Here is an 18,677-nt window from a genome sequence, read left to right on the forward strand (position 1 = left end):
TGTCATTTCGTGGCCAGGGCCTGCCCGTCCGGACCGCTGTCCGCCGGATACGTGCCGTTGGCGTAGGGGTTGTACTCGTTCGTGTACACATCGGCCGGCGTGAGCTTGCCGTCCTCGAGTTCTCCATTGCGCACGAGCCAGTCGATCCAGGTCTGGATTTCCTTGTCGGTGATCACTCCACCGGGGCCGGCGACACCGGGGGACCTCCAGTAGTCGACGAGGTCGGTGTTCTCGTTGCGTCCGCGCTCGGTGATGATCTCCTTGTACTTCGCGATCACCTGATCGCGGGGCGTGGTCTGTGTCCAGCGGATCGCCCGGGCCGTGCCCTGCACGAAGTCGGCCACTGCCTCCTGGTTCTTTGCGATGAAGTCGTTGCGGAACAGCAGCGAGCCGTACGTGAACGAACCGAAGATGGACTCGTCGGTGAACAGCGCGCGGATACCGCCCTTCTCCACGGCCTTGTCGCGGAACACGCTCCCGAGTGTGCCGACATCGATCTGTCCCTGTCGCAGTGCCTGTTCGGTGTTCACCGGGGGTACGACGGTGAGCTCCACCTGCTTGATCTCGTCCGGAGTGAGCCCTTCTCGCGCCAGCCATTCACGGACCAGGAACTCGTGGTGCGCGCCGAGGGTATTCATCCCGACTTTCTTGCCGATGAGATCTCGGGCGGTGCGAATCGGGCTGTCCTCGAGCACGTAGTACCCGTTGAACGTTTCCTTGTCGGAGCCGTAGTAGCCGATGACCGAGGTGACGGGTGAATCCGCGGCGGCCAGCTTCAGTACCGCCCCGTTGAACGCCCCACCGAAATCGGTCTGTCCCGTTGCGGCGTTCTGGATGCTCTGGGGCCCACTGGTGGTGTCGCCGATCCAGTTCAGCTCGACCTTCTGGTAGTAGCCCAGGTCGGCCGCCAATTCCGAGAAGGAGACCTGGCCGGTGGTTCCCTCGTAGCGCAGGACGGTCTTACCGTCGGCGGTCGTGACGGTCTTGTCGCTCGAGCAGGCGACGGTGAGGCCGGCGAAGGTGAGCAGGGCGGCCGCGGCGGCCAGAGTCCGCGCCAGACGTGGACGAATCATCGGGATCTTCCTCAGGGTGATGCCCGCACACGGAAAGGGTGGCGGGTCGGGTGATGCGCACCGTTCGACCGGAGACCGGGACGGTCCCGCGGGATCGAGCAGTGCCTGCGAAGAGAAGGGGTGCAGAAAAGCCAGGTCAGCTGCGACAGCTACAACACTGGAACATGGCAGAACTCCCTGACGTCGTGTGGTTGTCCCACAGTACGTCCGGTGCCCCCACCAGGGTCAACGGTTACGCGCACCACGGATTTTATGTCTGGATCGGACGTACGATGTCGGCATGCCGTCAGCGACGCTGGTAGACGAATTCGAGGGCCACCGGCGGCATCTGTTGTCGGTGGCCTATCGGCTGACCGGCAGTGTCAGCGACGCCGAGGATGCCGTGCAGGAGTCGTGGCTGCGACTCGACGAAGAGAATGCCACCGGCATACGGGACCTCCGGAGCTGGCTGACCACCGTGGTCGGCAGAATCTGCCTCGATCGGCTGCGATCGGCCGCAGTGCGGCGGGAACAGTATGTCGGGCAGTGGCTTCCGGAACCCATCGTCACCGGGCTGGGACCGTCTGCGGAGCCGGATCCGCTCGAAGCGGTCGTACAGGAGGAAGACAACCGGCTGGCGGCGTTGATCGTGCTCGACACGCTCACTCCGCAGCAACGCGTCGCCTTCGTGCTCCACGACGGGTTCGGGGTGCCTTTCGACGAGGTGGCAGACCTGTTGGGGATCGCGATCCCGGCGGCGCGGCAGCTCGCGTCCCGCGCCCGTAAGGCCGCGGCAGCAACCACTCCCGCGGTCCCGGACGAGGAGCATTCCCGCGCGGTGCAGCGACTTCTCGGAGCCCTCGCCTCCGGCGACATCGATGCGGTGGTGTCGGCACTGCACCCCGACGCCCTCGTCATCGGCGACGCCAACGGCACGACCAGTACCGCCGTCAACGTCATCCGGGGAGCGGACAAGTTCGCTCGCTTCTATCTCGGCCTCATCCGAAAGTACGGCGCCGCCGCCTTCACCACCATGCAGCCGGTCCTGGTCAACGGTCAGCTCGGCTTCTTCAGCGCCGGGATCGCCGGCGGCGAGACCCACCGCAGCTCGCCTCCGCGAGTGGGTGGGTTCACCGTCCGGAACGGACTCGTCTACGCCGCCTACGACATCGCGAATCCAGAGAAGCTCGTCGGGATCAGACTCCCGGACCACCCTTCGTGACCTGGCCGTCGTTCGAGGCCCACGGCACCCGACACGAATCGGTGCTGAAACCCTGTTCGGTGATGCCCAGTGCCGAATACATCCGAGCCCGCATGTTTTCGATCCCGATCTGATACGACAGTTCGACGACACCGTCCCTGCCGAAACGGCGTTCGAGGTCGGCCACCTGTTCGTCCGTGACCGTCGTGGGCGTCGCAGTCATCGCGTCGGCATAGGCGATGGCCGCACGTTCGTCCTCGCTGTACGCCGGGGAGTCGGCGTAGTTGCCGATGTCTTCGAGCCTCGCCGTGTCCAGCCCGTCCAGGCGTTGCAGCATCGTCCCGAAGTCCACGCACCATGAGCAGCCGATCGTCCAGGCGACGCGGTACACCGCCAGCTCCCGGACACTGGCCGGAAGAACTGTCGACGCCTTCTGCACTGCCATCTCGTGGCGGGCCGAGGCGACGAACAGTTTGCGGTGGTGGGCGAGCACGGCGAACGGCTCCGGGACCTCGTCGAACTTGCGGGCAGCGAATTTGTACGCAACCTTGACCAGCGGGCTCGCGTCCGCCGGGGCCACTGCGGGAATGCGGGGCATTGTGTCCTCCATCGTCACCGGGCGCCCTTCGCGCGCCGTCTACAGAGAAGACGAGACAGCCCCGCAGAACGTGACACGGCCGTGTGCGAGGTTCTGTGGCACACCGACTACGCTGCAGTAATGCCCGAAACGCCGCGCAATCGCCTGTCGGCTACGCCGCGTAATCGAACCGTCTCGCGCCTGCAGCCGTTCGCGTCAACCATCTTCGCCGAGATGACCGCACTCGCGGTGGAACACGACGCCATCAACCTCGGTCAGGGTTTCCCCGACACTGATGGGCCGTCGTCGATGCTCGACACCGCGCGAGCGGCCATCGCCGACGGCCTCAACCAGTACCCGCCCGGGCCCGGAATGCCCGTGTTGCGGCGTGCGGTGGCCGCCGACCGGCTGGCTCGCTACGGCCTCGACCACGACCCGGACTCCGAGGTGCTGATCACCGTTGGCGCGACGGAAGCGATCAGCGCGGCAATTCTCGGTCTCGTGGAGCCCGGCGAGGAGGTGGTGTTGATCGAGCCGTACTACGACTCCTATGCGGCCTCCGTCGCACTGGCGGGCGCGGTGCGCCGCACCGTGCCCCTCGTTCCCGCGGGCGAAAGCTTCGCCGTCGACCTCGACGGACTCCGCGATGCAGTCACGAGCAAGACCCGGATGCTGGTGCTCAACACACCGCACAATCCCACCGGCACGGTGTTCACCCGCGAAGAACTCGAGGCCATCGCTCGCCTGGCCTGCGAGCACGACCTGCTGGTCCTCAGTGACGAGGTCTACGAACACCTGGTCTTCGACGGCCGGACCCATACCGCCGTCGCCACCCTCCCCGGGATGTACGAACGCACGGTCAGCGTGTCGAGTGCCGCCAAGACGTTCAACGTGACCGGTTGGAAGATCGGTTGGGCATGCGGACCCGCCGAACTGATCGACGCCGTGCGCACCGCGAAGCAGTACATGTCGTTCGTGGGCGGCGGCCCGTTCCAGCCGGCAGTGGCTCACGCGCTGACGCACGAACAGCAGTGGGTGACACAACTACGCGACAGCTTGCAAACGAAGAGGGACGTTCTTTACGACGCTCTCGTGGCGGCCGGCCTCGAAGTCCGTTCCGGCGGGGGCACGTACTACCTCTGCGCCGACATCACGGGGATCGGCGAGCACGACGGTATCGAGTTCTGTCGCGATCTTCCGGCGCGGATCGGTGTCGCCGGTGTGCCGGTCAGCGTGTTCACCGACCACCCCGAGCAGTGGAAGCCGTTAGTTCGCTTCGCCTTTTGCAAACAGGACCACGTGCTCGCCGAGGCCGCACGGCGATTGCGGGCTCTCGGAAAGCCTGGCTCGTGACTGCTCGCACCATCCCCGCCGACTTCGTCCGGCGATCACTGGAACTGTCGGCTCGCAGTGGCGTCGACCTCTCCCCCGCATTATCCGTCGCAGGGATCACGGCGGCATCGCTGCAGGACCCATTGGCCAGGCTCACACCGACCCAGGTCACCGCGTTCACGCAAGCGGTCTGGCAGATCACGGGCGACGAACTGTTCGGTCTCGGACCGGCTCCGGTGCCGCGCGGCACCTTTCGGCTGGTGTGTCTGGCGTTGATCCACACCGCCGACCTCTCTGCCGCGCTCGAGCGGATGGCAGACATTCTCCGGGCGTTGCCCTCACTTCCCGCTCTCCACATCGTCCCCGGCAACCACGGCGGAACGCGCATGACGCTCGATATCCGTCCCGGCGCGAAGGTCCAGTCGGCCGAGGATGCACAGTTGTCGCTCGAGGCGGCGCGCGTCACCACCGACTTCCTCCTCATTCTCCTGCACCGGTTCGCAGCGTGGTTGGTGGGTAAGCGCGTCCGGTTGCTCGCCGTCGACATGCCGTACCCCGCACCGCTTCCACGCCTCGCCGAAAACTACGACCACATCTTCGGTGTCCCCGTCACGTTCGACTGCGCAATTCCCGCAATCGAATTCGACAATGCAGTGCTGCGGCTGCCGATCATCCAGACCGAGGACACGCTCGAGGAGTACCTCCGCGAATCGCCGACGTTGCTGATGTCCGAGCGCGACTACGACAGCACGGCGTCATCCCAGGTGCGGCGGGTGCTGGAATTGGGCATGAAGGGCCGCACGTCCACCGCCGAGGAAATCGCGGAGATGCTGTCGATCAGCGTGCCCCACCTACGGCGCCTACTCCGGCAGGACGGCACCTCGCTCAATCAGCTCCGCGAGGAGGTTCTGCGCGACGCCGCAGTCGCGGGTCTGCGACGCGGTGAGACGGTCGACGATCTGTCCGCACGCCTGGGATTCTCCGAGCCCAGCGCATTCCGGCGCGCCTTCAAGCGGTGGACCGGCACCACTCCCAGCGCGTACCGCTAACCTCGGCCACTGCGTTTTCGGCCCACTGCGTCCCCGGCCTGCTCGGTCAGGCGAGGCAGAACTCGTTGCCCTCCGGATCGGCCATGGTGATCCACTCGTTCGGACCCTGCCGTCCCCGGTGGAGCACCTTCGCGCCGGATTCCTCCAGTTCCCTGGCGAGGTCTTCTCGCCCGTCGCCCACCCGCAGGTCGAGATGCAGGCGGTTCTTCACGGTCTTCGACTCGGGAACGAGTTGGAACAGCACCCGTGGCCGCTCCGAATGCGCCGGATCCCGAATGGCGGCACCCTCCCGCCAGACGAGAACACCTTCGAAGATCATGGTGTCGGATTCTTTCGCGTGACCGGCCTGCACCAGTCCGCGGATGAATTCCTCGTTGCTCGGCTCCACCTCCCAACCGAGCGTCTGCGCCCACCACTTCGCGAGGCTGTGCGGGTTTTCCGAATCGACGGTGACCTGAAATTCGTATCCCATGTTCCGACGGTATAGCGAGGTACCGACAGGTTGAAGCGAGTACGACGCCGCGGGAGTTGTACGACGGACGTCAGACCACCGTGGGGCGACCCCGATCGAACGCAAGATGTACCGCGAGCCCGCCCAGCACACTGCCCATCATGAGTTTCTGAGCGCGGATCCACCGCGGCCGTCCCTGCAGGAAGCCGGCGACAGACGCTGCAAGGCAGACGATTGCGGCATTGACGACCACAGCGACGACAATCTGGACACTTCCCAGCAGCAGACTTTGCGACCACACCGGTCCGGAGTCGGGGTCGACGAACTGCGGAATCAACGCCAGGTACATCACCGCGATCTTGGGATTGAGCAAGTTCGTAGTGAGTCCCATCGTGAACAGGCGGGCCGGCGAATCGCGCGGCAGTGTCTGCGTCGGGGCGAACGGTGTACCCGAGTCCGGCCGGAGCGCCTGCCACGCCAGCCAGCCGAGGTAACATGCACCTGCCAGTTTCACTGCCGTGTATGCCTGCGGAACCGCAGAGAATACCGCCGAAATCCCCAGCGTCGTCGCTGCCAGATACACCAGAAATCCGATCGCGACTCCGCCCAGCGATATCAAACCTGCTCCTCGGCCCTGAGTGATGCTGCGCGAGACCAGGTACAGCATGTTGGGTCCCGGCGTCAGTACCAATCCGAGCGCGATCGCCCCCACCCCGAGTATTGCCGTCGAATCGATCATGGTCGTGACGATCCCACCAGCGTCCCTCGCCGTCACGGTCCAGTCCGGCCTCGGTGGACCGGTGCCGCGCTCTTTCTACCGAGACGCACCCCTTCGCAGCCGCACTTCTTTTACGGCCCGAAAAGTAGTGCAGCTACAGAAATCGGGTGCGTCTGAGCGGTGATCACTACGCCCGAAAATGATGGGAACGTTTGTTCGAATATCGAGGTAGTATGACCGCATGACTTCCGCGGACGCGCGGTACGCGCTCCAAGCTTCGCTGTTCGACGACGCGTCGGGCGGTGTCGAACTGGGCGAACTCGGATCGACGGTCACTCGCCGAACCCTCACTGCCGGCGCCTGGGTCGACGTGCGCCCCGGCTGGATGACGGGCTCCAACGAGCTGTTCACCGAGCTCGTCGACACCGTTCCGTGGCGGGCAGAGCGCAGGCAGATGTACGACCGCGTGGTCGACGTTCCGCGCCTCGTCCGCTTCTACGGGGAGAACGAGCCGCTTCCCGATCCACTCCTGGTCGCGGCGCGCGAGGCGTTGAGCACGCATTACCTGCCTGAACTGGGAGAAAAGTTCGTGACCTCGGGTCTCTGCTTCTACAGGGGTGGCTCCGACAGCGTGGCCTGGCACGGCGACGACACCGGCCGTAGCCGCACCGAGGACACGTTGGTGGCCATCCTCTCCCTCGGCACCGCGCGACCGTTGTTGCTGCGGCCGCGCGGTGGAGGGCAGTCGATCCGGTACTCGCTCGGGCACGGCGACCTACTGGTGATGGGGGGATCCTGCCAACGCACCTGGGAGCATTGCGTACCGAAGAGCAGCCGCCCGGTGGGTCCACGCATCAGCGTCCAGTTCCGCATGCGAGGAGTCCGATGATTGCTCACCCCCGCCGGGCCGCGACCGCCTGCGCCAACCGGTCGAGCTGCGCGGCGGTGGTGTCCCAGTCGATGCAGGCGTCGGTGATGGACTGCCCGTAGGTGAGGTCCTCGGCGCGGCCCAGGGTGAGGTCCTGACGGCCGGCCTCGATGAAGCTCTCGATCATGACGCCGACGACGCCGCGTTCGCCCGCCTCGAGCCGCGCGGCGATGTCGCCGACCACCTCCACCTGCTTCTCGTGATTCTTGCTGCTGTTGCCGTGGCTCGCATCGATCACGACCCGCTCGGACAGTCCCGACTTCCGCAGCCGGGCGAGTGTGTCGGACACCGTCTCCGAGTCGTAGTTGGGTCCGTCGGTTCCGCCACGCAAGATCACATGGCAGTCGGGGTTGCCCATCGTTCGGATCAGAGCGGCCTGACCGTCCAGATCCGTGCCGGGGAACACATGACTCGCCGCCGCGGCCCTTGTCCCGTCGACCGCCACCTGCACGTCACCCTCCGTGGAGTTCTTGATACCTACCGGCATCGACAGCGCGCTGCAGAGCTGTCGATGCACCTGGCTGGCGGCGGTGCGCGCACCGATTGCGCCGTAGGTGACCAGGTCGGCAATGTACTGGGGCATGATCGGGTCGAGGAATTCGCATCCGACGGGAAGCCCGAGCGAGGACACGTCGAGCAGTAGCTTCCGCCCCATCCGCAGACCGGTGTCGATGTCGAAGGTGCCGTCCAGATGCGGGTCGTTGAGCAGGCCCTTCCATCCCAGGGTCGTGCGCGGCTTCTCGAAGTAGACACGCATGACGATGTGCAGATCGTCCCGCAGTTCCTCCGCCTTCGCGGCGAGTCGGCGGGCGTAGTCCATTGCAGCCGCCGGATCGTGCACCGAGCACGGGCCGACCACGACGAGTAGGCGGTCGTCGTCGCCGTTCAGCACGTTCACCGTGTCGGCGCGGCCGCTACGCACAGTCGCAGCCGCGACATCGTCGGGCGCGAATTCACGGCGCACGACAGAGGGGGCCACCAGGGGGCTGATGCTCACTGTGCGCTGGTCGTCGAGGCGATCAGCATGGGACGCGGTGTCGAGAGTGACAGTCATGGGGTGGGGTTCCTGTTCTCAGGCCGACCCTCGAAGACTGTGAAGAATCCCGCGAGCCGGTCTGTAATCCGGCTCTGGGGTGGAAGTGATCAGCGCGTGGTTACGCCGACCGACCCACCCGGGGCCGGCCTGCTAAACCAGAAATACACGCGCTGCATGGCGCCCACAGTAGCGGCCGCCCCCGATCGGCGCCACACCCACCCCTAAGGGCCTCCGGCCTCGTGCGCCTTTCTGGTTGCCGGAACGACCAGAAAGGCGCACGGGCCGGAGGCCCGTTGCTTATATCGTGAGTCTGTGTTCATAATATGAGTGACCTTGTGACTGTAGTCACTACCCGCCTCCTCGTTAGGACGCGTCAATGTCAGACCTCGCAATCCTGATCAACACTGCGATCGCCGTGTCGGCCGTGGTGCTGATGATCGTGCGTTTCAAGTTCAACCCGGTGGTGTCGCTGGTCGTGGGATCCGCCTATCTCGGCCTTACTTCCGGGCTCGGAACGGTAAAGACGGTGGAGACGATCGCCACCGGTTTCGGCGACATCATGGCCGAAGTGGGGTTGCTTATCTCCTTCGGCGTCCTGATGGGCGCCATGCTGCGGGAAATGGGTGCGATCCAACGTCTGGTGGGGACGCTGCTGCGGGTCTTCGGTCCCAAGCGGATGCCCTACGCGCTGTCGCTGACCATCGCGACTCTGCTGCAGTCCATCTTTCTCGACGTCCTGCTGGTCATCTCCGCACCGCTCGCACGTAACCTCGCCCCGAAGATCGGCCGGATGGGCACCGCGCGGATGGCCACTGCGCTGGCGATCGGGCTCGAGTGCGGGATCGTGTTCATGGTCCCGGGTGTGGGCGCGCTGGCGCTCGCCGGACTTCTCGGTGTGCCGCTCGGCAAGATGCTGATCTTCGGGTTGATCCTGGTGATCCCGACGGTGGCGATCTCGGTGGCGATCATGTCGTTCCTGTTCACCCACGGTTGGTGGAACCCGGAGAAGGACGAGGAGCACTTCCATCAGACGGTGGTGGACGACGAGGAAGAGGACGCGACTCCCGATGGCGGCGTGGGTGCCTCGAGCCCGCAGCCCGTGCCCGGTCGCAGCGTCGCCCAGGCCGAGCGGACCAGCACCAGCCTGCGCCCGACCACGGACAAAGATGTCGTGACCCGGCACGAGGGCCGGCTCATCGTCCTGCTCGCTCCGCTGCTCGTGTCACTTCTACTCATCGCGACCGGCGCCATTCTGGATATCACCGAAGTCAGCAATCCGGTTATCGACTTCGTGTCCGAACCGCTCATCGCTTTGTTGATCGGTCTGATCGGCACCAGTTTCATCGGACGGCTCACCATCGGCCAGCATCGCGTGCAGAAGGCAATCGCCAGTGGCTTCAGCGAAAGCGGCCAGATCCTAATTCTCACCGGAGTCGGTGGCTCGCTCGCCGCCACTATCGCGGCCGTCGGACTCGGGGACATTCTCGGTCAGTACTTCGCCGCCAACCACGCCGCCCCGCTGCTCATGGTGTGGGTGATGGCCGCTGCCCTGCACATCGCGGTCGGCTCGGTGACGATCTCCGCGATTACCGCCGCCGGCGTCCTCGCCCCCGTCGCACCGATCATCGGCCTCGATCCCGTCCTGATCGCGCTGGCGGCCGGTGCCGGTTCACTGTTCGCCGTGCACGTCACAAGCAACACCTTCTGGCTTCTGCAATCCCTCATGGGGCAGACCACACGTGGCACTCTGAAGACGTGCTCCGTAGGAGTATCGGTGGCGTCGGTGGTCGCCATCCTGCTCATCCTTCCGATGAGCCTGTTCTTCTGACCGCCCCTCGCACCCCTGAAGGAACATCATGTCTGAAAACACGATCCGCCCCCTCGACGGCGTACGAGTACTCGAGCTGGGTAACTACATCGCCGCCCCGACCGCGGGACGCATGCTCGCCGACTTCGGGGCCGAGGTCATCAAAGTGGAGCGTCCGAAAACCGGTGACGAACTGCGCAACTGGCGCCTCTACTCCGGCGACACCTCGATGCTGTACCGCACGATCAACCGCAACAAGAAGTCGATCGTGCTGGACCTGCGCACCGAGGAAGGCAGGCAGCTCGTCCTCGACCTCGCCGCCAAGTGCGACATCCTGCTGGAGAACTTCCGGCCCGGCACCCTCGAGAAGTGGGGCATCGGACCGGAGGCGTTGAACGCGGCCAACCCGGACCTGGTGATCACCCGCATCTCGGCGTTCGGGCAGACCGGGCCGATGTCGCAGCGGCCGGGGTTCGCCGCGGTCGCGGAGGCCGCGGGCGGATTCCGTGAACTCGTCGGCGACCCGGACCGGCCACCGGTGCGGGTAGGGGTGTCGATCGGCGACTCGATCGCCGGCCTCTACGCGGCGTTCGGGGCGGTGATGGCCCTGTTCCAGCGGGAGGCTGCGAAAGTCGCCGGAACGCCGGGCCCGTCCCTGCCGCATCGGATCATCGACGTCGCGCTCAACGAATCGATCCTGTCGATGATGGAGTCGCTGATCCCCGACTACCTCGCGTACGGCGTCAAACGCGAACGTGTCGGTGGACGGATGGAAGGCATCGCCCCGTCGAACGCGTACCTCTGCAACGACGGCAACAGCATCATCATCGCGGGCAATGGTGACGCCATCTTCCAGCGCTACATGGACACGATCGGCCGCCCCGACCTCGGCGCCGACTCGGGTCTACAGACCAACGCGGGCCGCTGGGAGCGACGCGACGAACTCGACGCAGCGATCGGCGAATGGACCGCGCAGTATTCCCGCGACGAGGCGCTGAAGATCCTCGACACCGCCGGGGTGCCGTCGGGTCCGATCAACACCGCCGCCGATATCTGCAGCGACGAGCAGTACGCCGCCCGCAACATGATTCAGCAATTCACTGTCGACACCGGTGAGGCCGAGCCGAAGCAGGTCGGTTTCCCCGGCATCGTCCCGGTGATCGGCGGCACGTCGCTGCCCATCCGTAACGTCGGACCGGACCTCGGCGAGCACACCCGGGAGGTCCTGGAAACATTGCTCGGCAAGACCCCGGAACAGATCGACTCCCTCGTCAACGACACAGTAGGTGGCCTCTCATGACGCAGTCCTTCGAATCACGCACCCTGCTCCGCGACGTCACCCTGCGCGACGGGTTGCAGTTGACGGGAAAGATGCTGCCCACCGCCCGGAAGCTCGAGATCGCCCGCCGGCTCCTCGACCTCGGCGTGCCCGCGCTCGAGATCGGGTCGATGGCCCGTCCCGACCTCGTCCCGCCGATGGCGAATACCGTCGAGGTGATCTCCGAACTGACCCCGGAGGAACTGGACCACTGCTGGGTGTGGGTGGCGACGCCCCGGCACGTGGAGAAGGCCGCCGCGGCCGGTGCACGCCATTTCCAGTACTGCTTCTCCGCCTCCGATTCCCACAACCAGGCGAACATCGGACGTTCGACCGAGGACAGCCTCGCCGCGATGCCGGCGGCGATCGAACTCGCCCAGCAGGTCGGCGGCAGCATCCAACTGTGCATTGCGACGTCGTTCACCTGCCCGTTCGAGGGCCGGGTGCCCGAGCAGCGGGTGATCGACATCGCCAATGACCCGCGCGCCCATGGCGCCGTCGACGTCGTCGTCTGCGACACCCTCGGCCAGGCCGTCCCCGCCGAGGTGTACTCGCTCGTCTCCCGGGTCCGGCTGGAAACCCCGCAGCGTGGCATCGTCTTCCACGGCCACGACACCTGGGGTCTGGGGGTCGCGAACAGCCTCGCCGCGGTTGCGGCCGGCGCGATGACCGTCGACGGCGCGCTCGGCGGACTCGGTGGCTGCCCCTTCGCGCCCGGTGCCAGCGGCAACACCGCCAGCGAGGACCTGCTGTTCGCCACCCGCCCGGACTGGCTGAACCCCAGCGTTTTCGGGTCGCTGGTGGAACTGTCCGAGAAGACGCTCGCGGAACTCGGTGAGGCCAATCGGTCCAAGGCCGCTCAGGGCGCACGCTCCAACGCCAACGCGTTCGAGTGGGTCATCGGCGGCGGCCGATGAGCGGCGCCCGGTTCTACGTCACCACCCCGATTCCCGAACCCGGTCTCACGCTGCTGCGCGCCGCGGGCAGCGTCCACGTCCCCGACGCGTTGCCCGACGCCGCGCAACTACGGGACGCGTGCGTGTCGGGGGACTACGACGTGGTGGTGTCCCAGCTGCGCGACTCCTTCGACGCCGACCTCCTGGCCGCCGCGAAGATTCGCGGGATCTCCAACTACGCGGTCGGGTTCAACAACGTCGACATCGGGGCGGCCACCGCGAACTCGATCCTCGTCGGCAACACACCGGGGGTGCTCACCGACGCCACCGCCGACGTCGCGATGCTGCTGATCATGGCCACCGCCCGCCGTGCCGTGGAGGCCGACACGTTCGTCCGCGCCGGAAAGTTCACCGGATGGGAGCCGAACCTACTGCTCGGCCAGGACGTTTCGGGGCGCACGCTTGGTCTCGCCGGGTTCGGGCGGATCGCGCGGGCGACCGCGAAACGGGCACTGGCCTTCGGGATGCAGGTGCAGTTCTGCCCCCGGCCTCCCGGCGACCGGCCGGTGACGGACGACGAACTTGGGGAGTTCGCCGGACTCGTCACCCACACCGACTGGGACACCCTCGTCGCCACCAGCGACTACCTGTCGCTGCACGTGCCCCTCAACGCGCAGACCCGCCACCTGGTCGATGCGGGCGTGCTGACGGCGATGAAACCCTCCGCGATCCTGATCAACACGGCCCGCGGTCCCGTCGTCGACGAAGCCGCCCTCGTCGCCGCCCTGAAATCCGGGGAGATCGCCGGCGCCGGGCTGGACGTCTACGAGGACGAACCCGCGCTCGCCCCGGGACTCGCGGAACAGTCGAACACGGTGCTGCTCCCCCACCTCGGCAGTGCCACGGTGTCGGTGCGCGCCGAGATGGCGAGGCTGTGCGCGGAGAACGCTGTGGCCATGGCGCAGAACCGAATCCCCCCACATCCGGTCAACCCGGAAGCGTGGAACCCATGACGGTTCTGATCGCCCCCGACAGTTTCAAGGGCACCTACACCGCAGGCGAGGTCGCCGACGCCGTCGCAGGCGGGGTCGAGTCGTCCGGAAGTACCGCGATCCGGCTGCCGGTCGCCGACGGCGGCGAAGGCACCCTCGACGTCCTCGCGGTCCCCCTCGGACTGCACCCGGTCGTCGCCCGCGCCCGCAACCCCTGGGGCAGTCCGTGCCGGCCGACGTACGGACTGTCCGAAAACGGGACGGCGGTCATCGAGATCGCCGCAGCCTCCGGGATCACCACGCCGCACGACGGTCCCCGCGACCCGATCACCGCCACCACCTACGGCACCGGGATGCTCGTCGCCGACGCAGCCCGGCGCGGTGCCCGGCACATCGTCGTCGCGGCCGGCGGTTCCGCCACCACGGACGGGGGCACCGGCGCCATCGCCGCCATCGAGGCAGGCGGCGGGCTCCGGGGCGCTTCCGTCACCGTGCTGACCGACGTCACCACCCGGTTCGTCGACGCCGCCAGGGTGTTCGGACCGCAGAAGGGTGCCGACGCGGAAGCTGTGCAACTGCTCACGCGGCGACTCGAGGCGAAGGCGCGGGCTCTGCCCCGCGACCCGTCCGAAGTCGACGGCACCGGCGCGGCAGGCGGGTTCTCCGGCGGCATGTGGGCACGGTACGACGCCGAACTCCGCTCCGGCGCCGAGTACATCCTCGATGTGACCGGCTTCGACGCCCTCGCTGCGGACGCGTCGGCGATCGTGGTCGGCGAGGGCAGGCTCGACGGACAGACGAAAGCGGGCAAGATCATCTCCGCGATCCTCGCCCGCGCGGGCACCACCCCGGTGTACGCCGTCGTCGGCTCCGTGGGCGACGATCTCGGCGACTACGGGTCCCGGTTCGCTGGCGTTTTCGTCGCCACGGACACCGTGGCCATGCACGAAGCCGGCCGCGCGATTGCGGCCCAGCTCATGTCGGGTAGCGGCCACCCAGCGTCCGGGTGACCTTCTCGGCGCTGCCGACGAGCAGATCCACCCACTTCTCGCACTGTTCGCGCGGCATCCGGAGCGTCGGCCCGCTGATCGCGAGGGCACCGATCACGTCGGCGGACGAATCGAACACCGGCGCAGCCAATCCCGACGCGCTGTCTTCCCGCTCCCCGGCGGTGATGGCGTACCCGTCGGCCCGGGCCTGGTGAATCAGTTCACGCAGCACCACGGTGTCGGTGACGGTGCCCTCGGTCATCGGCTCGATGGGGCCGGCGAGGACCTGTTCGGTGAGTTCCGGGTTCCAGGCGAGCAACACCCGGCCCGCCGAACCCGCGGGCAAGGGGACGATCTTTCCGACGTACATGTTCCGGCGCAGCGCGTGCTCGGTCTCCGCGATGGCCACGCACACGCGGTAGCCCTGCTCGACCCGGAAGAAGCTGGCGGTCTCGCCGGTGGCGTCGCGGATCTCCTTCAGCACCGGCGTGACGACAGCAAGCACGTCGAGTCCCTTGGTGGCCGTCGCAGCCCAGAACGCCATCTTCACGCCGATCCGGATCTGGTCGCCGGACCGGTCGAGGAATTCCTGCGCCACCAGGTTGCTGACGAGCCGCTGGACTGTCGAGGTCGGCAGACCCGTCGCCTGCTGGATCTCGCCCAGCGTCATCGACGGACGCGACAGGCTGAACGCATCGAGGATCTCCGTGATCTTGCTCAAGACCAGCAACGGTTGGTGCTTGGAGGTCAATTCGCCGTCTTCCGCTCGCATGCCTCAACGATAGTCGCCATCGCCCACCGAGGACATTGATGCTCGCGCCGAGCGCAGAGATGTGGTAGTTGTTGAGAATGCTGAATCGCGACTCGACGAAAGGCGCATGAGCGCCCACCGAGATCCGCTCCCCACGCTTCGATCGGCGCCCCTCCGATGTCGTGACCCCTCCACCCTGCGTGTCCGTCGACGCTCGAAATCGTTGGCGCACACTCGCGCAGACGAGGGGAACATTCAATCGAACAGGGTGGGGAGGTAGAGATGAAACTAGCAGCGGCACTGGCGGAACGCGGCGATCTGACTCGTCGGGTGGAGCACCTGAAATCGCGCATCCTCACGAATGCGCGACACCAAGAGGGCGAGTCGCCCGCGGAGGACGCCGCGGCGCTACTCGACGAACTCGAGGAGGTCCTGGACCGCCTGGAGATCCTCGTCCGAAGAATCAATCGAACCAATACGTCTGCGCCCCTTGGCGATGAGAGCATCACGGACGCCCTGGCCCGCCGGGACATGCTGCGCATCCGGCACCGGGTGGTGTCCGCCGCCGCGGATGCCGCCTCCGGTCGTGAGCAGGACCGGTACGGCCGACAATTACGCTCGGAGCTCGTCTTCGTCGCGGCGTTGCCGGTCCGGGATCTGCGGCGTACTGCCGACGATTTGGCGCGGCAGATCCGAGAAGTCGATCTTCGAGTGCAGCAAGCGAACTGGGAGGTCGACCTGCTCGACTGAATATTGCTGGGCAGTAGGTAACCGTTTCGGAGGCGGGCACACACCGCGGTCGGCGGCAATCCGGCCACTTCTCCTGCGTGGTAGGCAGCGCACCCCGGGCATACACCCGGAACACAATGCAGCCCAGCACATCGCACAGGTGACTGCGCACGACGCACAGCTTCATCACCAGGTGCCGATCCAAGACGGCGAGGGCGGGTAAGGGGCTCCCAGCACACACGTGAGTGGCACAGTACGCCGAAGCATACTGTGCCACTCACACCGGCTCAGCCGACGACCAGATCCAGCTCGTCGTCGTTGACACCGACCGTCACGCTGCCACCCTCGACCAGAATGTCGTCGAGCAGCAGGTCCGCGATCCGGTCGTCGACCGCACGCTGGATCGACCGGCGCAGGGGGCGTGCCCCGAACTCGGGCTGGTGTCCGTGTTCGGCAATCCAGTCCACCGCGGCGTCGCTGAACGAGATCTCGATACCCTTGGCCTCGAGCCGCTTCCGGCTGTCGTCCAACAGTAGGTCGGTGATCCGGTGCAGCTGTTCGGTGTCCAGCTTGCGGAAGATCACGATCTCGTCGATCCGGTTGAGGAATTCCGGCCGCATCGACTCGCGCAGCCGGCCCATCACCCGGTCTCGCAGCGGCTTCTCCGACGCCTCGGCGTCACCGGTGGTGAAGCCCAGTCCGCCCGACTTGCTGGAGATGATGTCGGACCCCAGGTTGCTGGTCATGATCAGAACGGTGTTCTTGAAATCCACCGTCCGGCCCTGACCGTCGGTCAACCGCCCGTCGTCGAGCACCTGCAGCAGTGTGTTGAACACGTCGGGGTGCGCCTTCTCGATCTCGTCGAGGAGGATCACCGAGTACGGGTTGCGCCGAACCTGCTCGGTGAGCTGTCCTGCCTCCCCGTAGCCGACGTAGCCGGGAGGGGCACCCACCAGGCGACTGACTGTGTGCCGTTCACCGAACTCGCTCATGTCGAGTCGCAGCATCTTGTTCTCGTCACCGAACAGGGTGGCCGCTAATGCTTTCGCCAGTTCGGTCTTGCCGACACCGGTCGGGCCGAGGAACAGGAAGCTGCCGACGGGGCGGTCGGGATCGTTCATACCGGTCCGGCTCCGACGCACCGCCCGGGCGATGGCCCGCACGGCATCGTCTTGCCCGATGACCCGCCGGTGCAGTTCGTCTTCGAGCCGGCGGAGGCGTTCCTTCTCCTCCTGGGTCATCTGGCTCGCGGGAATACCCGTCGACCGCGACACGACCTCGGCGATCTGCTCGGCGGTCACGTCCGGTGTGATGTCCGACGCGTCGGCCTTGCCACCGATGCGGGCCTGCAGCTTCGTGATCTGGTCACGCAGTCCCGACGCCTTCTCGTACTGCTCGTCGGCGACGGCCTGATTCTTGGCCTGTTCCAACTCCTCCACCTGCTTCCGCAGAGCCTCCACGTCGACGCTCGGCATGCGCAGCCGCAGCCGGGCCCCGGCCTGGTCGATCAGGTCGATCGCCTTGTCGGGCAGGAAGCGGTCACCGATGTACCGGGCGGAGAGCTCGACGGCGGCGGTGATGGCGTCGTCGGTGTAGCGCACGCCGTGGTGCTCTTCGTATCGGTCGCGGAGACCCGACAGAATGGCCACTGCGTCCTCGATGCTCGGCTCCGCCACCGTGACCGGCTGGAATCGGCGTTCGAGCGCCGGATCCTTCTCGATGTGCTTGCGGTACTCGTCGAGGGTGGTGGCACCGACGATGTGCAGTTCACCACGGGCGAGCTTCGGCTTGAGGATGTTTCCGGCATCCATCGCACCCTCGGCTCCGCCACCGGCGCCGGCAATGGTGTGAACCTCGTCGATGAAGACGATCAACTCGTCCTTGTGGGCGACGATCTCGTCGATCACCTTGGTGAGGCGTTCCTCGAAGTCGCCGCGGTATCGGGTTCCCGACACCATGCTCGACAGGTCGAGTTGCACGATGCGCTTACCGGTCAGACGGTCGGGTACGTCGCCGTCGACGATCCGCTGAGCCAGGCCCTCGACGATCGCCGTCTTGCCGACGCCGGCCTCACCGACGAGGACGGGGTTGTTCTTGGTCCGCCGTGACAGGATCTCGATGGTCTGTTCGATCTCGTGGGCCCGGCCGATCACCGGGTCGACGCCGCCGCTGCGGGCACGTTCGGTGAGATCGAAACCGTACTTGTCGAGGGTGGGAGTGTCGGAGTCCGGCGCCTGCTCGGCCGACCCGCCTTGGATGGCGGTCTGTAGACGTTCCGGGGTGACACCCTCCGAGGCGAGCAGGCGGCCTGCGGCATGGTCCTGATCTGCGGCGAGCGCGAGGAACAGGTGCTCGGGATCGATGTACGTCGACCCGAGAGCGCGGGCGAGCTGATGCGCCTCGAGCAGCGCGGTCTTGAGCGCACCGCTCAGCGACGGCACGGCGAATCCGGACGAGTTCCGGCCCTGCGGAAGACGCAGTTCCACGGCGTCCGACACGGCTGACACGTCGGCGCCCGCTCGCTGCATCAGCGTCTTGGCCGGATCTTGTTCAGCCATGACGCGCAGAACGTGCAGTGCATCGAGGTCGGAGTCACCGCGACCGGCGGCGAACCGCGCGGCCGCTGCCATGAGTTCCTGGGTGGAGCGGCTCATGAGACGGCTGATGTCGATGCGACCAGGGCCCTCCGGCCCGAAGAATGCTGGCATTCCGAAGCCTCCTAAGAAGTTGAGCGTTACTCACTCAACTAACGTGCCAGTGCTCCGATCAATTCCCGCAGCGGGGGGCGTTTCATTGTGATGGCCGTCATATACAGGGACGGCTGCCCGGCGCACGGAACTTCCTACAACAC

Annotated in this window: 17 protein-coding genes; 10 read left to right on the plus strand and 7 right to left on the minus strand. The window is 66.4% G+C overall.

Features of this window, described 5'->3' with window-relative positions:
- Positions 1-2 precede the first annotated feature (2 nt).
- Positions 3-1,073: an ABC transporter substrate-binding protein gene (locus L1080_RS19165; protein ID WP_159919823.1), complete on the minus strand. Its 1,071-nt coding sequence runs from the start codon at positions 1,071-1,073 to the stop codon at positions 3-5.
- A gap of 280 nt (positions 1,074-1,353) precedes the next feature.
- Here L1080_RS19165 and L1080_RS19170 point away from each other — a divergent pair, with 280 nt between their 5' ends.
- Entirely contained in the window at positions 1,354-2,274 is a 921-nt protein-coding gene (locus L1080_RS19170) for a sigma-70 family RNA polymerase sigma factor (RefSeq protein WP_250777189.1), read from the plus strand.
- Here L1080_RS19170 and L1080_RS19175 read toward each other — a convergent pair.
- A complete protein-coding gene (locus tag L1080_RS19175) occupies positions 2,249-2,851 on the minus strand; it encodes a carboxymuconolactone decarboxylase family protein (RefSeq protein WP_159919819.1) in 603 nt (200 codons plus the stop codon). The two genes, L1080_RS19170 and L1080_RS19175, sit on opposite strands and share 26 nt — an antisense overlap.
- A 144-nt stretch (positions 2,852-2,995) precedes the next feature.
- Between L1080_RS19175 and L1080_RS19180 the strand changes: the two genes are divergently transcribed.
- Positions 2,996-4,183 (plus strand): pyridoxal phosphate-dependent aminotransferase, encoded by a 1,188-nt coding sequence (locus tag L1080_RS19180; protein WP_250777216.1) that lies wholly within the window; start codon positions 2,996-2,998, stop codon positions 4,181-4,183.
- Positions 4,180-5,211: an AraC family transcriptional regulator gene (locus tag L1080_RS19185; protein ID WP_159919817.1), complete on the plus strand. Its 1,032-nt coding sequence runs from the start codon at positions 4,180-4,182 to the stop codon at positions 5,209-5,211. Before L1080_RS19180 ends, L1080_RS19185 begins: the two co-directional genes overlap by 4 nt.
- 46 nt (positions 5,212-5,257) lie before the next feature.
- Here the strand turns inward: L1080_RS19185 and L1080_RS19190 are convergent, their stop codons facing one another.
- Together L1080_RS19190 and L1080_RS19195 are read right to left on the minus strand one after the other, a co-directional pair.
- Positions 5,258-5,683 carry a VOC family protein gene (locus tag L1080_RS19190; RefSeq protein ID WP_109327342.1) on the minus strand — a complete coding sequence of 142 codons (426 nt, stop codon included), beginning with the start codon at positions 5,681-5,683 and terminating at the stop codon, positions 5,258-5,260.
- Positions 5,684-5,753: 70 nt separating this feature from the next.
- A complete protein-coding gene (locus L1080_RS19195) occupies positions 5,754-6,401 on the minus strand; it encodes a LysE family translocator (protein ID WP_250777190.1) in 648 nt (215 codons plus the stop codon).
- Positions 6,402-6,621: 220 nt separating this feature from the next.
- On the opposite strand from L1080_RS19195, the gene L1080_RS19200 reads away from it, so the two are divergent.
- A complete protein-coding gene (locus tag L1080_RS19200; RefSeq protein ID WP_250777191.1) occupies positions 6,622-7,269 on the plus strand; it encodes an alpha-ketoglutarate-dependent dioxygenase AlkB in 648 nt (215 codons plus the stop codon).
- A gap of 4 nt (positions 7,270-7,273) precedes the next feature.
- On the opposite strand, the gene L1080_RS19205 is transcribed toward L1080_RS19200, so the two are convergent.
- On the minus strand, positions 7,274-8,362 hold the full coding sequence (locus L1080_RS19205) for a 3-deoxy-7-phosphoheptulonate synthase (RefSeq protein WP_159919809.1): 1,089 nt from the start codon (positions 8,360-8,362) through the stop codon (positions 7,274-7,276).
- A 358-nt stretch (positions 8,363-8,720) separates the two neighbouring features.
- Here L1080_RS19205 and L1080_RS19210 point away from each other — a divergent pair, with 358 nt between their 5' ends.
- The 5 genes from L1080_RS19210 to L1080_RS19230 are packed head-to-tail and all read left to right on the plus strand — an operon-like array spanning position 8,721 to position 14,367.
- On the plus strand, positions 8,721-10,172 hold the full coding sequence (locus L1080_RS19210; protein WP_250777192.1) for a GntP family permease: 1,452 nt from the start codon (positions 8,721-8,723) through the stop codon (positions 10,170-10,172).
- 25 nt (positions 10,173-10,197) lie between these two features.
- The gene (locus L1080_RS19215) at positions 10,198-11,451 is read left to right on the plus strand and encodes a CaiB/BaiF CoA transferase family protein (protein ID WP_250777217.1); all 1,254 of its coding nucleotides are present in this window, start codon (positions 10,198-10,200) and stop codon (positions 11,449-11,451) included.
- Complete coding sequence (locus tag L1080_RS19220) at positions 11,448-12,386, plus strand: hydroxymethylglutaryl-CoA lyase (RefSeq protein ID WP_250777193.1); 939 nt, start codon at positions 11,448-11,450, stop codon at positions 12,384-12,386. The genes L1080_RS19215 and L1080_RS19220 overlap by 4 nt, the downstream gene beginning before the upstream one ends.
- Complete coding sequence (locus tag L1080_RS19225; protein WP_159919801.1) at positions 12,383-13,378, plus strand: 2-hydroxyacid dehydrogenase; 996 nt, start codon at positions 12,383-12,385, stop codon at positions 13,376-13,378. The genes L1080_RS19220 and L1080_RS19225 overlap by 4 nt, the downstream gene beginning before the upstream one ends.
- A complete protein-coding gene (locus tag L1080_RS19230) occupies positions 13,375-14,367 on the plus strand; it encodes a glycerate kinase (RefSeq protein ID WP_250777194.1) in 993 nt (330 codons plus the stop codon). The genes L1080_RS19225 and L1080_RS19230 overlap by 4 nt, the downstream gene beginning before the upstream one ends.
- On the opposite strand, the gene L1080_RS19235 is transcribed toward L1080_RS19230, so the two are convergent.
- Complete coding sequence (locus L1080_RS19235) at positions 14,333-15,118, minus strand: IclR family transcriptional regulator (protein ID WP_250777195.1); 786 nt, start codon at positions 15,116-15,118, stop codon at positions 14,333-14,335. The two genes, L1080_RS19230 and L1080_RS19235, sit on opposite strands and share 35 nt — an antisense overlap.
- 261 nt (positions 15,119-15,379) lie before the next feature.
- Here L1080_RS19235 and L1080_RS19240 point away from each other — a divergent pair, with 261 nt between their 5' ends.
- Positions 15,380-15,847, plus strand: coding sequence for a DIP1984 family protein (locus L1080_RS19240; protein WP_250777196.1), 468 nt, complete (start codon positions 15,380-15,382; stop codon positions 15,845-15,847).
- A 266-nt stretch (positions 15,848-16,113) separates the two neighbouring features.
- Here L1080_RS19240 and L1080_RS19245 read toward each other — a convergent pair whose 3' ends face one another.
- Positions 16,114-18,534 (minus strand): ATP-dependent Clp protease ATP-binding subunit, encoded by a 2,421-nt coding sequence (locus L1080_RS19245; RefSeq protein WP_250777197.1) that lies wholly within the window; start codon positions 18,532-18,534, stop codon positions 16,114-16,116.
- Positions 18,535-18,677: the final 143 nt, after the last annotated feature.

This window comes from Rhodococcus sp. MSC1_016, from assembly GCF_023667485.2.
GTDB classification, from domain to species: domain Bacteria; phylum Actinomycetota; class Actinomycetes; order Mycobacteriales; family Mycobacteriaceae; genus Rhodococcus_F; species Rhodococcus_F oxybenzonivorans.